This window comes from Bradyrhizobium sp. S3.7.6 (assembly GCF_054061875.1).
In genome coordinates, this window is the sequence record NZ_JBSSEQ010000001.1 from 4097195 (window position 1) to 4111025 (window position 13831).

General features: G+C 59.1%; 17 protein-coding genes and 2 pseudogenes. 7 read left to right on the forward strand and 12 right to left on the reverse strand.

What is annotated here, in order from left to right:
• Positions 1-54: 54 nt before the first annotated feature.
• From tnpB to ACVJ5M_RS19540, 3 genes are all read right to left on the reverse strand, one after another.
• Positions 55-411 carry an IS66 family insertion sequence element accessory protein TnpB gene (gene tnpB / locus ACVJ5M_RS19530; RefSeq protein WP_007606730.1) on the reverse strand — a complete coding sequence of 119 codons (357 nt, stop codon included), beginning with the start codon at positions 409-411 and terminating at the stop codon, positions 55-57.
• Positions 408-860, reverse strand: coding sequence for an IS66-like element accessory protein TnpA (gene tnpA, locus ACVJ5M_RS19535; RefSeq protein ID WP_144030647.1), 453 nt, complete (start codon positions 858-860; stop codon positions 408-410). Before tnpA ends, tnpB begins: the two co-directional genes overlap by 4 nt.
• Positions 861-1402: 542 nt before the next feature.
• Positions 1403-2563: an IS30 family transposase gene (locus ACVJ5M_RS19540; RefSeq protein WP_354100742.1), complete on the reverse strand. Its 1161-nt coding sequence runs from the start codon at positions 2561-2563 to the stop codon at positions 1403-1405.
• Between the two features lie 382 nt (positions 2564-2945).
• On the opposite strand from ACVJ5M_RS19540, the gene ACVJ5M_RS19545 reads away from it, so the two are divergent.
• Positions 2946-3131 carry a hypothetical protein gene (locus ACVJ5M_RS19545; protein ID WP_354098577.1) on the forward strand — a complete coding sequence of 62 codons (186 nt, stop codon included), beginning with the start codon at positions 2946-2948 and terminating at the stop codon, positions 3129-3131.
• 284 nt (positions 3132-3415) lie between these two features.
• Here the strand turns inward: ACVJ5M_RS19545 and ACVJ5M_RS19550 are convergent, their stop codons facing one another.
• Complete coding sequence (locus ACVJ5M_RS19550) at positions 3416-3589, reverse strand: hypothetical protein (protein WP_354098576.1); 174 nt, start codon at positions 3587-3589, stop codon at positions 3416-3418.
• 164 nt (positions 3590-3753) lie between these two features.
• Positions 3754-4016, reverse strand: a pseudogene (locus ACVJ5M_RS19555) (SOS response-associated peptidase); the annotation flags it as partial.
• A gap of 77 nt (positions 4017-4093) precedes the next feature.
• On the opposite strand from ACVJ5M_RS19555, the pseudogene ACVJ5M_RS19560 reads away from it, so the two are divergent.
• Positions 4094-5129 (forward strand): annotated as a pseudogene (locus tag ACVJ5M_RS19560) (IS110 family RNA-guided transposase).
• Between the two features lie 648 nt (positions 5130-5777).
• Here the strand turns inward: ACVJ5M_RS19560 and ACVJ5M_RS19565 are convergent.
• Positions 5778-6191, reverse strand: a complete 414-nt coding sequence (locus ACVJ5M_RS19565; RefSeq protein WP_354100403.1) for a hypothetical protein — start codon at positions 6189-6191, stop codon at positions 5778-5780.
• A 1038-nt stretch (positions 6192-7229) separates the two neighbouring features.
• Positions 7230-7442 carry a PRC-barrel domain containing protein gene (locus tag ACVJ5M_RS19570; protein ID WP_354100404.1) on the reverse strand — a complete coding sequence of 71 codons (213 nt, stop codon included), beginning with the start codon at positions 7440-7442 and terminating at the stop codon, positions 7230-7232.
• 271 nt (positions 7443-7713) lie between these two features.
• Between ACVJ5M_RS19570 and ACVJ5M_RS19575 the strand changes: the two genes are divergently transcribed.
• The 4 genes from ACVJ5M_RS19575 (at position 7714) to ACVJ5M_RS19590 (ending at position 9267) form a co-directional block, all read left to right on the forward strand.
• A complete protein-coding gene (locus tag ACVJ5M_RS19575; protein WP_354098575.1) occupies positions 7714-8124 on the forward strand; it encodes a hypothetical protein in 411 nt (136 codons plus the stop codon).
• 11 nt (positions 8125-8135) lie between these two features.
• Positions 8136-8354, forward strand: a complete 219-nt coding sequence (locus ACVJ5M_RS19580) for a hypothetical protein (protein WP_354100402.1) — start codon at positions 8136-8138, stop codon at positions 8352-8354.
• Between the two features lie 260 nt (positions 8355-8614).
• Complete coding sequence (locus ACVJ5M_RS19585) at positions 8615-8770, forward strand: hypothetical protein (protein ID WP_354098573.1); 156 nt, start codon at positions 8615-8617, stop codon at positions 8768-8770.
• A gap of 230 nt (positions 8771-9000) precedes the next feature.
• Positions 9001-9267 carry a hypothetical protein gene (locus tag ACVJ5M_RS19590; protein ID WP_354098572.1) on the forward strand — a complete coding sequence of 89 codons (267 nt, stop codon included), beginning with the start codon at positions 9001-9003 and terminating at the stop codon, positions 9265-9267.
• Positions 9268-10156: 889 nt separating this feature from the next.
• Here the strand turns inward: ACVJ5M_RS19590 and ACVJ5M_RS19595 are convergent.
• The gene (locus ACVJ5M_RS19595) at positions 10157-10501 is read right to left on the reverse strand and encodes a response regulator (RefSeq protein ID WP_354098571.1); all 345 of its coding nucleotides are present in this window, start codon (positions 10499-10501) and stop codon (positions 10157-10159) included.
• Positions 10502-10571: 70 nt separating this feature from the next.
• Between ACVJ5M_RS19595 and ACVJ5M_RS19600 the strand changes: the two genes are divergently transcribed.
• On the forward strand, positions 10572-10961 hold the full coding sequence (locus tag ACVJ5M_RS19600; protein WP_354098570.1) for a Crp/Fnr family transcriptional regulator: 390 nt from the start codon (positions 10572-10574) through the stop codon (positions 10959-10961).
• A gap of 1082 nt (positions 10962-12043) precedes the next feature.
• Here ACVJ5M_RS19600 and ACVJ5M_RS19605 read toward each other — a convergent pair.
• The 4 genes from ACVJ5M_RS19605 to ACVJ5M_RS19620 all read right to left on the reverse strand — a co-directional run bounded on the left by ACVJ5M_RS19605 (position 12044) and on the right by ACVJ5M_RS19620 (position 13239).
• Positions 12044-12220, reverse strand: coding sequence for a hypothetical protein (locus ACVJ5M_RS19605; RefSeq protein ID WP_354098569.1), 177 nt, complete (start codon positions 12218-12220; stop codon positions 12044-12046).
• Between the two features lie 27 nt (positions 12221-12247).
• Positions 12248-12433 (reverse strand): hypothetical protein, encoded by a 186-nt coding sequence (locus tag ACVJ5M_RS19610; protein WP_354098568.1) that lies wholly within the window; start codon positions 12431-12433, stop codon positions 12248-12250.
• Positions 12434-12440: 7 nt separating this feature from the next.
• Positions 12441-12653 carry a hypothetical protein gene (locus tag ACVJ5M_RS19615; protein WP_354098567.1) on the reverse strand — a complete coding sequence of 71 codons (213 nt, stop codon included), beginning with the start codon at positions 12651-12653 and terminating at the stop codon, positions 12441-12443.
• A 358-nt stretch (positions 12654-13011) separates the two neighbouring features.
• A complete protein-coding gene (locus ACVJ5M_RS19620; protein WP_354098566.1) occupies positions 13012-13239 on the reverse strand; it encodes a hypothetical protein in 228 nt (75 codons plus the stop codon).
• Between the last annotated feature and the right edge of the window lie 592 nt (positions 13240-13831).

Consider the following 13831-nt stretch of genomic DNA (forward strand, 5'->3'; position numbering starts at 1 on the left):
TGCGTCGCGGCATCCCGCGAGCGCGACATGCATACTGATTCACTGTGCCGCAGTTCAACTCGCTTGGATCGGCGACGGTGTCTCGCGCGCGGCGTGGACGCGCTTCCAGTCTAGTCCTTCGAGCAAGGCTGACAGCTGCGCCGCGGTCAGGCGAATGACGCCGTCCTGCACGTTGGGCCAGCAGAACGAACCGGTCTCAAGCCGCTTGGCGAACAGGCACACACCCGTGCCGTCCCAATAGATCAGCTTTACCCGGTCGGCGCGCTTGGCGCGGAACACATACACGGCGCCGGAGAACGGATCGGCCTGGATGCTCTCACGCACCAGGGCCGCGAGCCCTTCGGCACCCTTGCGGAAGTCGACCGGCCTGGTCGCCACCATCACCCGCACCGCGCCCGTCGGACCGATCACGTGCAGGTCTTCAGCGCATGGATCACGGCCGCAATCGTCGCGGCATCCGCGCCGCGGCCGACCCGGACCGCGACGCCGTTGATCTCGAGCTCGATGATGCTGCTGTTCTCGGCGCCCTCGAGCGCCTTCCGGAGGCGTCGGCGCTGCCGCGGTGAGCGCTCCGGCGGCGTGGACGATGGGGTAACGACAGCGGGCACGAACGTCTGCGGCTCGGGAGCCACAGGGATCGCAACCGGCTGTCGCATTTGCCGGCGCCACGTAAACAGCTGTTGCGGCGACAATCCGTGCCGCCGCGCGACCTCCGATACCACGGCTCCCGGGGCCAGCGTCTCCTCGACGAACCGCGCCTTGTCGTCGGCCGAGAACTGCCGGCGTCGGCCGCTCTCCGTGATGACCTCGACCAGACGAACCGAGGTCCTGGGCTCAAGCATATGTTCAAGCTTAGACACAAGCCGATCTCCAATCAGAGATCGATCATTCCTCGCTCGACGCCTTCAATGGAAGGTGGGACCGAAACAGCGCTTACCCTGATCGTAGGGAGTGCATCACATGCCGGAATCTCATTCCGCTCGCATGATCGAGCGGTCTCGCTGCCCCAAGTGCGAGATTTGCATGATGCTGGTCGGTGTCGAGCCCAGCTTTGCTGGTCCCGATTTGCGCACGCTTGAATGTCCTAAGTGCAAACTGGTCTACAAGGCGCTGGGAGGACCAATGAAACCGAGAACAAAGCGTTGGCTCAAAAGCGAACTAGGCCGGGACGACTAAGGCCGCGTCAGTTGGTGCCTCACTGCCCATGACCTAAACTAACTCAGGTTAAGGCCAGAAAGCCTGCGCAGTTCGCGCCAAAACGGACCACTGGGAATTCTAGGGGGAGAGACCAGCTGCCCCGCCCCGGGGCAAAGGGGAGTGAAACCTCGCCGAGCGCGCGCTCAGGGTCAAACTGAGAAGAATTCAGTGCGAGTATATTTTTTTCCGCTTTGCCCTGGCCGGCTCAACCGGTCGACGCAACACAGGCATTAAATCTCTCTGCTGGCGTTTCAAATTGCAAGGTCTCACGTGGTCGTTCGTTTAGCTGACGAGCCACTTTGTTCAGATGGGCTTGCGAATGCACCGACAAGTCGGTGCCCTTTGGAAAGTACTGTCTGAGCAGGCCATTGGTATTCTCGTTCGACCCGCGCTGCCACGGGCTTTGCGGGTCGCAAAAATAGACATCGATGTTGGTCGCCATCGTAAAGCGCCGATGATCCGTCAGTTCCTTGCCCCGGTCCCAGGTCAGGGACTTATACAGCTCTTTAGGTAGCTTCTTCGCCTGCTTGATGAGCGCGTTGACTACAGTCCGGGTGTCCTTGCCTGCCACCCTGGCCAACATCACGTAACGCGTTTGACGCTCGACCAAGGTCGCGATGTAGGTGTTGTTCGGCCCGGACAACAGATCGCCCTCCCAATGGCCAGGCACAGCCCTATCTTCAACCGCAGCCGGTCGCTGACGGATTGAGACGGCATCCTTCATGTGTCCCCGTCTATCGCCATTCGGATCAACCGGCCTAGAGCGGCGCATCGAACGCCTCGATCGAAGATGACTATGCAGCTCTTTCTTGAGCACGCCACGCGCTTGGACAAACAGGCTGCGGTAGATGGTCTCGTGTGACACCTGATTACACTCGTCTTCAGGATACGTTCTCTTCAGCCAACCGGCTATCTGCTCGGGTGACCAATCTAATCTGAGCTTCCTTGCCACTGCCTGCCGAAGCCGCGGATTGGTCGCCAGCTTACAACATTTTGGACGACGGGATCGTGCCCAGGCATTCTCGTCCGCAAGTGTCGCCCGGTAGCGGTCATAGCCGCCATTGCGGCTCATTTCCCGGCTCACCGTCGATGGGGAGCGGCCAAGTAATTTGGCGATCGACCGGGCCGATTGATGTGCCGTAACGCCTCTGGAAATCACCTCGCGTTCCGCAAGCGTCAATGCCAGCCTGGAGCGACGCCGCTCCGCAGGACGAAACCCTCCATGCGGAGCAACTAGAAAATAGATCGACGATGACTGCTTACCAAAAGCTCGCCCGATCGCCTTCAGTGACTCCCCGCGCTTCCACCGGTCCCATAACTCCGTCTTTTCTGCCGCAGTGAAACCTCTATGAAATCTCCGTTCCATCCAACACTCCATCTTTTCCTCTAAGATAAAGTGTTGCGTCGATCAGTTGAGACCGCCCCTAGAACGCGGACATTCACCGTGGAGGTCGGCAAGTCTCTGCAGGGCCAAAAGGCGACATCGCAGGCTTAGCCCGATGAAAGAGGCGTGTTGTCGCTGTTGTGGCGGGTGTCTTCGCCGAGGCCGCCTCTCGGCGTTGATCCTCCACCATTGATCTATCTCAATTCACCTCCCACTCTCAGGTGCTGCTTGGTATGGGCGACCAAACCCGTATCGCGCATGTGCGACCATCACTCAATCGATGGTTTGGGCTCGCCAGTATCAGCAGGCTCACTATGCTTTCTTTGATGCCTGAGGCGGCCTCCAGCTGAGAGGGGAATGGCAGATGAAAGTTCGTGAACTTGTGCAGGCGCTTCAAGCGCTGCCCGATCAGGATGCTACGGTGGTTATTGGCGAGGGGAATAAGCCTGACGAGTGGCTTATCGTATCGGGTTTAGCGCCGCGCAGAATTTTTCGATTGGACGATGACCACGCAAAACCCGGAAGCGATATGGCGGTTGAGATAGTTTAGATCGCCAACTGCCGCCACCTGCGGCGGCCTTACTTCTGTTCGTCTTTGACTACCATCGTCAGGCTTTCAAGTTGGTGCGCCAGCCGTCGAACTACGTGAGATGCCAAGTAGCACAGTGGATCGGCGAGCAGGAATATGCGGTTCGCGTCCCAGAATTTTGTATTCGGCTGTGTATGTTTTTCACTCTTTGACGGAAATCATCGAAAGCCTCCCGATTGTTCCGGGAGCGACCGCGCCCTCAGTCATCGTCAGTTATTCGGTCGCGAGCGAACGACCTAACGATATCAGCTAAGTCCGGAAGGGCTGTCTTGGTTCTGCGAGCGCGGGAGCATCTTGAGCAGCTTTTTGATGATCCTGCGCAGATCATCGGCATATTCCTCGGCGACTTCCCGGGCCTGATCGGTACGGGACAGTTTGGACTCTTTGCCGGTCGGTTTCTCGTCTAACGGATTTTTCATATCGGCGCATTCAACGAATTTCCGCTCGACAGTATAAAACCCTTCCCGGGCTTTGTCAGTCCGATAGCGGACAAATCAAGGAACCTGGCAGGGTCGCGAACGCGGCGTTGGCGATGAGGTCCGTTTCGGATCAACAGGCCGTCCCCCTTCTTCAGTGCGGTTGCCAAGCAGCAATTCTCCGGCTTGAGCCAGCCGCGCCAGTGCGGTGACGACGTGTTGCATGTTGGTAGCCGGCGGCCCGCCTGGGGGGCGGCGGCGGCATGCCCCATCGCATCATGCTCAACTCGCGCCCGTTGTCCGTGTTGCGCACGACGGGCGCCGGATAATCCGGGAACACGCCGGGCATCGGCGCGAGATTGCCGACATAGCGGTTGACGACGCGGAACAGCGCAGCAATGGCGGCTTGATTGGTCGTGATGCTGTAGATGGGGTGATTGCGGTTGCTGCTCGAAAGGCTCAGCCTGGAAGGGAAGCCGGCGAGCCGGTGGCAGCAGGAGCGGGAACATGAAGCACTATGTCGGTCTGGATGTTTCGCTAAAGGAGACGGCTATCTGTGTTGTGGACGAGAATGGCGTCGTCATTCGCGAGGGCAAGGCACTTTCGGAACCGGAGGCTATTGTTGCCTGGCTCAACGAAAGCGGATTGCCCATTGTCAAGATCGGGATTGAGATTGGTGGTCTCGCTCGTTGGCTGTACAGCGAACTGCGTGCTGCCGGCTTACACGCAGTCTGCATCGATCCCCGAAGACTGCGTGGCGTGACTAAGACGATGCCGATTAAGACCGATCGAAACGACGCTCGCGCCATTGCACAGGTAATGCGGGTCGGCTGGTACACCGTTGTTCATATCAAGGGTGACGTGAGCCAGGAGCTACGAATGCTTCTCAACAATCGCAAGACGCTTTTGATCAAGCAGATCGATATCGAGAACGAAATTCGCGGCGTCTTACGCGATCTTCGGCTTAAAGCTATCTGGTCGTATACCTCAAGCGAGGTTTGAGCAGCAGACTAATGAACTCACAGATGGCCATCCACGACTCGCGGCGATGCTGCGCCCAATGCTTGTGGCTCGAGCCGCGCTGCGTGAACAGTACGGCGTCCTGCACAAGATGGTACTTGAAATAGTACGCCGCGAACCGACATGTCAGCGGCTCATGACGATACCGGGCGTAGGTGCACTGACGGCAATCACGTTTCTAACAACCATTGATGACCCGGATCGCTTTCAACGCTCCCGCGATGTTGGCGCGCATCTTGGCCTTACGCCACGCAAATACGCATCTGGGGAAACCGATCGGAATGGCGCTATTTCGAGGTGTGGCGATGTGATGCTCAGGACCATACTTTATCAGGCCGCGCTTGCACTTCTAACCCGCACCAAGCGTTGGTCCGCATTGAAAGCTTGGGGTGTAAGGGTGGCCAAGCGACGCGGCCTTCGCCGAGCGGTCGTAGCAGTCGCACGAAAATTAGCGATCGTGATGCATCGGATCTGGGCAGATGGAAGCGAGTTCCGATGGACCCGCGAGGAGGCGACCGCATGATCAATTAGCAATTCAGCGGATCCGCCGAAAAGGCGGGACGACGTCCTGCGAGGACGAGGTCGGGGTGACTGCGCTGCAACCTCTGTGCCTGCAGCACGCGCCTAATAGATAGCAGCTCCCGATCTTCGGACTACCATCGTGAGGCGGCTATGAACGTCGACCTCGTAGACAAGAGCGAGCCTCGCAGGCTGTCGGTAACGAGCTGAACCCTTGTGCCAGCAACCGCAATCAGACAAGAGGTTGCACATGCAGGCTACTTGTAGGACGGAGCTAGCGATAATGCTTTTTCTAGCCTGCGCATTGCCTTTCCAAACCACTTGATTGGTGCGTAGCAGGAGGGTTCGTTCTTCTGCATATTTTCAAGCATCTTGATTTTTCGACTGGTTTCTTCGTACGTCCTGCCTCGAACAACACCGGCAGTTCGAAAAGACTTTGGGCATTCCTCCTCAATCCGCTCATACCCTGACGCTTCCATACAAAGCGCGATCGCGTCCGAGATTTCCATCTGTGCCACATCGCCAGTAGACCGGTCCACACGGCTTTCCGCGTTGTCCCTGCACGTAGCGAGAGCTAGCGTTTGATCTGAATAGCAACCAGAAAGCACGGCTGCTATGAGGGCCAGAGGTAGTGTAAATCGGAAGGGCTGCATCATCGCTCGCCCGGCCACCACGTCGAGGGCGGATCGCTCGCGCTGATCTTGGTCGCCCGCAGCGCTACCAGATGGCTTCGCTTGTAGGGATAGCCCCGGACTTGCGAGCAGTCCTTACACCGCATGTACCGTTCCAGTTCATGGACCGGCGTTGCCTTCGGTCGTCGCACGATGTCGAGCGCAACCGTCTGGTTGGTGTCGCAGCCAAGGCAGCGGACTTCGAGGTAGCGGTAACCGGCATTGAGCGCATCGCCGAGCTTGGACGACGGCTGCGCTGGACCCTGGAAACCGAGCATGCGCGCGTTCCACGCCGCGACGGCGAGCCGGTCGGCCTCCTTCCGCGCTTCGGCCGCGCGTTCTGCCGCCGCCCGGACGGACGCGCCGTAAATCCTCTCGCGTGACTTGGTGCCCATACGAGACAAGATCGCCGGGCCACGCGGAACAGGCAAGCCGCTACAGATTGCGGTGGATGACGTGACGGGCACAACGAAGGGCCGCCGACCGAGGCGCCGCTACTCACTCTTAAATTCCGCGACCTTTCGCTCTTGACACCACAGCTCTACGTCGAAGCCGTCAGCCAAGGATCTGGCGCGCTTCTTGGCTTCGGTTCACGCAGGGACAGGAGAGTGCCATGGGACGACGCACACAATCCCACATTGACGACAATCTGAACGTGGAAAGAGCCCGCATCATAGCGGAGCTGGAAAATACGCAGCCAGGATCGCAGCGTGATCTTCTAGAACGCAGACTGCGCCAGCTCGAAACCGCTTCTAATATAGACGAATGGCTGACGTCGTCAGGTCTGCAACCCCCTGAGCAATAAGGCCGTATCAGGCCGACTGGGCGCGTAGGGAGCAGATGCAAGAGTACCGCGCACATATCATGGGCCTCGACGGGCATATCGAGCTTCGCATCGTTCTAATGTGCGAGGACGAAATTGGGCGGGAGCGCAACCGGCGTTCTCATCACCGAGCAAAGCACGGTGCCGTGCGGTGACGGAACCAGTGTGCACCCGGTACCAGAGCGACGCCAGAACAAAAGTCAACCCAGCGACGCTGCTGGGGTCAAAAGCGTCATTGTCTGAATACGTTTGGCAGGTCCGCTATGGGTCCAAAACTGGAAGTCGCGGGTTGCGGCCCGAGCGATTTTAGCGCTTTGTCAGTCCGGAACGAGCCAATAAAACAGGAGAACGCAATGAGGCGGGACCTTTTGGCTATAACCGGCGGGACCGTCGGTGCGACCGTTTGGGCCTTCTGGGGCAATCCGGAGAACCCGGCCCGTCTGCGTACTGTGCAAGAGATCAAGGCCAATCCCGAACAAAAACGCGTCTCCGAGCAAAGCCCTTACATGCGGAAACGAACGCTAGGCAGAGCCGCATCGGCAGGTTGCTGAGCGCGCGCAGGATCGTCTCGGTCGCGCCTAAGCCGCTCGCCGCAGCTAAAATCCAATTTTCAGTCCGGCTGCATGAATTTGATGGTGGAGACAGGCCACTTCCCAAAGTGGCCTACAATAGAAATTCGCAGTCCGTGCATATCGTCTAGCCAAACGCTCTCGACCGTCTCGGCCGTTCCGTCGGAGAGGATCACGGCCTTGCCGACAACCTCTGTCTGGGCTTGCTGGTACTCGCCGAGGATTGCGGACGCACGGTCTTTCACAGTTGGCATAGGTGACCCGGAACCAGAGTTGGGGCGGTGTTTGCATTTGAAGGTGGGCAAGTAGGGACCGGTGTACGGCAAACGGGTGTCAATGGAACCCGCGCTGACAACGGCAAAGCCGCAGGTCGCGTCATTGACGGGTCGCCGCCCGCAGCAGGCGTGAACGATCAAGCGACCGCCGCGAAGAAGACCGACGAAAGATCAGCGCCTGGGCGCTCGACATGCGCCATATTGCGCACCGCCTGTACGTCGATAGCCTGCCGCCGGATTTGCTTCACCAGTGCCGCCGGTCATCAACGATCACGCCAGCGCCAGCATCACCGCGACTGCGACCATCACGGCGACCAATCCGATAAAGATCAGGCTTCCAGAGGTTTCCATGGGCCACATCGGTCCCTCCGATGCTTTCATTCTTACGCCCCCGCTCACTACAACTCTGCGCGCCTCGCTGATCTCGGTTCTGATCTGGATCAAGCCATCGCCGCGCCGCCACATGACGGCGGGCCAGCGCGCAATGGCCTATGCCCGGATTAATCCGGAGGCGCAGCATGGCGGTGCGCGAAAGTCCAATTTTGGACTTGAAAACCCGGCTCTCGGCGAAAGACGTGGCTACGAGATTTCGACAAACCGCCTCGACCTATCCGATTTGTTGGCTCTAACATCGCCCGTGTTACAGCCACCACGTTGTTGAAAGGTCGCGAGATGCCGCGTGATCTGTTTGAGGCCACGATGCAGGGCTGGGCGCGGCTCAACCCGCAGCAGCGCGAGCGGTTCTTCCAATCGGGCCTGCGGGCGGCGCTGCGCCTTGAGCGGCAGGAATTTCGCGAATGGCTCATGCGGCGGATAGGCGAACCCCCGCTCGCCGGCCGGTCGATCCGGCCCGCTTCGCAATCTCGAAGGCCGACATTACGCTTCTCATGAGGTCGGCGCGCGAAGCACTGCTCAAATAAGCGTCCGAAATTGGAAAGTTTCCCGGCGCGCTAGAGGCGTTTCTGGACCGGTACGGGGACCGGGTCGATATCCAGCTTCCGCTATTCTGGCGCGCTAGGAACATCGCGCTCGTGCCGTCGCGTAGGCCACGCCACAATCAGCCCGAGTGTTGATCTAACGCAAGCACCTCCAAACTGGGTTCCGATACGCATAGACGCTATCTGCTCGCCTACATCGAGAGGAGGACGCAGATGAAGTGGATCATCCTGTTGTGGACGTCCTTCGTATCTGTCTTGATCGCGTTTTATGCCTATGCGTGGCGCGACATGCTCAAGACCAAGCGGGTTGTGCGACCGTACATCGACGACATTCCGTTTCGGCCTAATCGCTATCGTCAGAGCGACTGACTTAAAGCGCGCCAACCCGGGTGCGGACTGGCAACCGATGGCGGACGACACCACGTCATCGCTTCATCAGCACGCCGAGCGCGCCAGCGTCACAACGGGAGCGACGCATCGGCACAGGCCCTCCCTTGATCTAGGTCAATGTCAGCGATCCTCTGGCGCTCACGCTATGTTCAGCCGCCTGAGGCGGCTCCCGTCACCTTATCAGTGACGCAAGAAGAAGGAGGTCCGCCATGCAGCATTCAAGAAGGCGTCTTTCGATCAAGTCAGCGACAGTTGCCGGGATTGCCGCTAGCGCCCTGTTAGGCCTTTCAGGTCTCACACTCAATCCGTCCCCAGCCAATGCGGTCGTGTACTGCCAGTACACTGCATACCCGGCTGGTTGCGTTGCCCGGGCTGGCGTCGTGCTCAGTCCCCGTCCGGTGGCGCGCGCTGCAGTCCGTCATAACGCCGGTGGCAATGCAAATGGCGGCGTCAATCGCGTCGGAGTGCGGCGGTAAAGCACTTGATTGCAGCCACGAGAGAGAAAAATGCCGTTACGGTTCGTCTCGGCGCGAGGGGAGCGACCGATATCGGGTAGCGGCATCGCGGCATGAAACACACGCGGTTTGTCTCGCAGCATCGACCCGTGACGTGGGTCCCGGCTCGGCGCCAGGAACATCGCGGCTTTTGCCAAGTTTTCCGGCTACCCTCAAGCCGTGAGGGCAGCCTCAAGGCCCCGGCTCATGCTCCAAAGCCGGGGTTCCTTTTTAGACGGCAACCGCCTCCGCAATCTTTCTTCTGCCGCGCAAGCGTAGAGCTCGCACCCTGGGAAATTTCCCAAGTGTCCGGCCCAGTCGCTGGGCGCTACATCTTCCGCCCATTGGATCGCTTGGGTGGGACGTCGCGGGATGGAAGAACTGATGGCCCAGCTCGATAAGTTTCGGGCGGAGGCAGAGTATTGCGGCCGATTGGCGAGAACTGCGCCAGACAGGCAGACGCGTGCCCTATTCGGACGGCTTGCCGAACGGCTCCGGGACATGATTTAGGAAATCGAGACGACGATCGCCGCGCGAACCAAGCTGAGTGGTCGCTGGGAATAGTTCGTCCGCAATCTGCTCGCTACGGTTGTCGGAACTCACACCCGCCGGGCAGGGACAAGGCTCGATTGCCGACCGGATCGGCGCCAGGAACATCGCGGCTTTTGCCGAGTTTTCCCGACGCCCAAGCTCGTAAGGGCAAACCTCGAAGGCCCCGGCCCATTCTTAGGCAGCACCGCCTCCGCAACGCAATCTGGATAACACCCGGGTTAAATATCTTCACGACGTGCCGTTGCGCGGTCCCCCCATTTATCTCCCTCTGGGGAAGGACCCCAAAGCAATGGCAAGCTGAGCCTGATCGAGCCTATCACTAACCTGCCGATGCTCTCTTGAGCGGCTCAATGAGCGATTGCGACGAGAAGGGCTTTGTTAAAAACGCGATGCAGCCGGAGGCCACCGCAGATCTGCGAACGGCAGGGTCCTCATTGCCGGTCATGTAGATCACGGGCACGGAAATCCCTGCTTCGTTGAGACCATGTCTCAGCTCGATCCCTAACCCGTCGTTCAGGTTGATGTCGAGGATGACGCAAGCCGCCTTTTCGAAATCGGTGTGGCTCTTGAAAGCCTGCGCGAACGAAAACAGGATGGGTTCGTAGCCGTGCCGCCGGAGCAGACGCTCTACTCCCCTTAACATTCCGGGGTCGTCGTCGACCACTAAAACGAGGTTTCGATCTGGCGTCTACGGCATTTCGGACCCGTCCTGCCGAGACATTCTCGGCCGTTAAATGACGGACGACAGTCAATTTCGTCTCTCGGCGGTTGCGCCCTGGTCGGTGCTGGCGTTCGACCTTTCCTTGCTGGCGCAGTCACAGCAATCGACCGCATGCCAAGCGCCGCACCAGGTCGAGAGCCGGGCCGCGCGCTGGCTCATGCAGTGCAGGAGACGGCTAGGTAGCAACGATATTCCGCTGACCCAGGAATTCTTTGCGCAGATGCTCGGAGTGCAGCGCACGACCATCAATCTGGTCGAACGCAGCCTACAGAACGCCGGTCTCATACAGGTCGGGAGAGGTCGGCTTTCCATTTTAGACGTGAACGGCCTCCACGCGGTCGCGTGCGATTGCTACGACCGGATCGAGCGACGCTATGAGGAATTGCTGGGACCTTTAGACTAGAATGTACGCGCGCCAAAAAAATTCGGCGGCAGGGGCAGACACTCTATCTCTAAAATAGAAAGACCCCGATTAGCAAACCTGCTGCAAATGCCCAGAGGCCCAACGTGCAAGCTGAGACTATGCGAACGAGGGTACGGAAGTCCTGCGGGTTCTCGTGGGACTGATCTGTCATTGCAGCCGCATCCCCTGCGGTGGCCGCTGACCCGTTATGGTAGATGGCAATCATTAAGTGCCGCGACGGGTCCTGAAGAAGCGGCCCCAGCATTGCGGGGCTGGTGGCAATGGCCGGGGCCGTCCTTTTATGGACGGGCCAGCAGTCCCGCCATGCCTCAAGCTATATCCCTATGGCATTTCTGTCTGTCCGGCTTCCGACACACTGACTGTGCAGGGACGCCCCGTGGTGCGTGTCTGCCCCGTCGCGCATCGAATGACGCGCGTAGCCCGCAGACGCACCAGCGCGCGTCCCTGTGACGCGAGCGAGTTGCCCCGAAATTGCAACCACAGCGCAGGGCGAAATCAGGGTGCAAGCAACCATTGCATGGGCGCGCATCGCAGAATTATGCACAGCTATCGGTCGCCCGGCGGATCGCGACACAAATGACGACACTAAAGTCGCATCACATTGATTAATAAAGGTTTTTTTGCGCACATACTTCTCATGCGCAGGGGCTTTGCGGCTTATGCCGCACTTCAGTTTATGAAAGAGAAACTCGAATACCGCGTTGATGGCCTCCAGGCGCTCGCCTTCTAACAACGGCACCGCGAGTTGCTCGAAGGCGCTCTGACCAGCGATGATCAACGGGCGAAAGACGCCGGCGATGCGGCGGTCATGCGCGCTTTCGGGAAAAAACCGCTGATGATTGCGGTACTCGCTCGCTATGGCCTTAAGCGACTGACATCGCAGAAAAATTCGTGCGCAGTTTTGAAGACCAGAGGCGCGACAGGCTAATTTGACGATTGCGGGCTCGGAACCGCACTCCCAATCAATAGGTTAGCATCGTTCAGCGGTTTTCCGCCCCCGCAATTGGTTTGTCTGCGGCGAAGCTGAGCCCCTAGACTAGGCAACGAACGCAAAGGCGCCGTCAGCCTAAAACTGTAGTGCTGCGCCTGGCCACGCCGGGAGGCAGAACAGCGCTAGGTCCTCGCACCATCCCCGCGTCGATAATGGTCGCATCGAACGGCGCGGCGATGCGCTCGATGTCGTCGAAAAAGCCACCCACATTGCGCTCGCCAACTTCAGACACCGAACCGCTGCCCATCTTGGCCGGCCCGAAATCTGGGCGGATCTAGGCGCCGCGTTGGCCACAGGCGGTGCAGACAAACTTGGGCTGACATCGGGCAGCCTGACGTCGTCGGTGGTCGGCATTGGCTTTGGTGTGGTTCGAGCAGCGATAGTCGCGGCAGTAGATCAGCACGCCGCGGACGCCCATCTCGCGCATCTCGCCGAAGGTGATCTTGACGGGGTAGGTCATTCTGGCATCAGAACAGAGCTGTGACGAGCTGCGCGCCAATCCTATTCCCGGCGGTCTTGGCGCGGATGTCGAAGACTTTGGTCACAGTGTAATTTTGGAAGGTCCGTTGTACTGCGTTCATCAGATGGACGATCGACGGCAGCGGTGCTGGGCAAGACGATGGACCTGATTTTTTGATGCAGGTTTCTTGTGCCTCTTTGAGCGCCGGATTTGCATCCATCTGTTGACCGACGAGCTTAAAGGCTTAGCGCCACTTGTCGGCGCATTTTCGAAAAGCCATTTTTGGCGGGCTCGCCGCTGGACAAGCCGTAGCTGGTTAATGCGGCTTCGCTGTATTTTTTGGCGACGGCAAGCGGCGATTGCGCCGACGCTCGGTCATCATCATCGCGAACGCGAGGAGTGCGATATCTCTTGGTCATCGTGACGAACAGGCCTTTAGCGACTCGCATCGAGTACACACGCCCACAGTTTGGGATGGCGCAAACACCATGCCCGAAGGATCGATTGACTGACGTGAATTGACCACGCGCATATCCTTCTGAACCGTCCAACCCAACGGGCGTACCGTCAGCATTCAATTAAACGAATAGGTGAGCGCCCATGCGGTCGGCGAAAGCGAAAGCTCTGTTTCCGATGCCGGGGGAGATGCCGATCCGCGCGTATTGACCGTCGTTCTGATTGGTGTCGGGTGGAGACGTGATGAAAATGCTGTCGCTGAAGCCTTCGATTTTGCATCTCAGCAGGTCAGCCGAGGCGTCGGTCGCCAGAACAGCGAGTGCAGCCAGTGCGAGCAGGATCTTGGACATGGGATTCGCCATCTGCTGATCGTAGCTTGACCATCACGTCCGCCGCCATCCACAGGGCTTGATAGGCATTCATATATATTTTCGCGGCCGGATCGTTCACCGGATCGCGATAGAAATGTAAACACGACAACCGCATACCATTGATTTAATTGTGCTTTTTGCTCTTGAATTCTTCCCTGCGCAGGGAAGGCCGGGATGTCCTGGCTACACCTGTATGCCGCTGTGCAGACTTCTCACTACAACTCCGCACAGTGGACCTCGGGTGCCAGCGGGCTCCCGGTCTTCCCTGCGCCCTCTTTCATTCGAGGGTGAGGCGATCAGGCAAAGCTCGGGCGAAATGCGCCGCGAGGATGCGAGCCCATGTCAGTCACTCAACGACGCTCTCGTGCCCCGGACGCTGCGCAGCACGAAGTGATGCGCTGCAGAGCCGGGGCCCATGCGTCAGTGTGTTGTGTCATCTGCTGGGTCCCGGCTCTGCGCCGCACCGCTACGCGCTGCGTCGCGTCCGGGACTCGAGAGGGGCGGGCGCGGCTCCTGCGCACTCCGTCATTGCGAGCGCAGCGAAGCAATCCAGAATCTTTCCGCGGCGGCA

Bases quoted from the DNA above. Each gene is read 5' to 3' on its own strand.
- ACVJ5M_RS19545 (WP_354098577.1), top strand. From the start codon at position 2,946: ATGAAAGTTCGTGAACTTGTGCAGGCGCTTCAAGCGCTGCCCGATCAG.
- ACVJ5M_RS19600 (WP_354098570.1), top strand. From the start codon at position 10,572: ATGACGGACGACAGTCAATTTCGTCTCTCGGCGGTTGCGCCCTGGTCG.
- ACVJ5M_RS19610 (WP_354098568.1), bottom strand. From the start codon at position 12,433: ATGACCTACCCCGTCAAGATCACCTTCGGCGAGATGCGCGAGATGGGC.
- ACVJ5M_RS19590 (WP_354098572.1), top strand. From the start codon at position 9,001: ATGCAGCATTCAAGAAGGCGTCTTTCGATCAAGTCAGCGACAGTTGCC.
- ACVJ5M_RS19615 (WP_354098567.1), bottom strand. From the start codon at position 12,653: ATGGATGCAAATCCGGCGCTCAAAGAGGCACAAGAAACCTGCATCAAA.
- ACVJ5M_RS19565 (WP_354100403.1), bottom strand. From the start codon at position 6,191: ATGGGCACCAAGTCACGCGAGAGGATTTACGGCGCGTCCGTCCGGGCG.
- ACVJ5M_RS19605 (WP_354098569.1), bottom strand. From the start codon at position 12,220: ATGGGCAGCGGTTCGGTGTCTGAAGTTGGCGAGCGCAATGTGGGTGGC.
- ACVJ5M_RS19585 (WP_354098573.1), top strand. From the start codon at position 8,615: ATGAAGTGGATCATCCTGTTGTGGACGTCCTTCGTATCTGTCTTGATC.
- ACVJ5M_RS19620 (WP_354098566.1), bottom strand. From the start codon at position 13,239: ATGTCCAAGATCCTGCTCGCACTGGCTGCACTCGCTGTTCTGGCGACC.
- ACVJ5M_RS19550 (WP_354098576.1), bottom strand. From the start codon at position 3,589: ATGAAAAATCCGTTAGACGAGAAACCGACCGGCAAAGAGTCCAAACTG.
- ACVJ5M_RS19570 (WP_354100404.1), bottom strand. From the start codon at position 7,442: ATGCCAACTGTGAAAGACCGTGCGTCCGCAATCCTCGGCGAGTACCAG.
- ACVJ5M_RS19580 (WP_354100402.1), top strand. From the start codon at position 8,136: ATGCCGCGTGATCTGTTTGAGGCCACGATGCAGGGCTGGGCGCGGCTC.
- ACVJ5M_RS19540 (WP_354100742.1), bottom strand. From the start codon at position 2,563: ATGGAACGGAGATTTCATAGAGGTTTCACTGCGGCAGAAAAGACGGAG.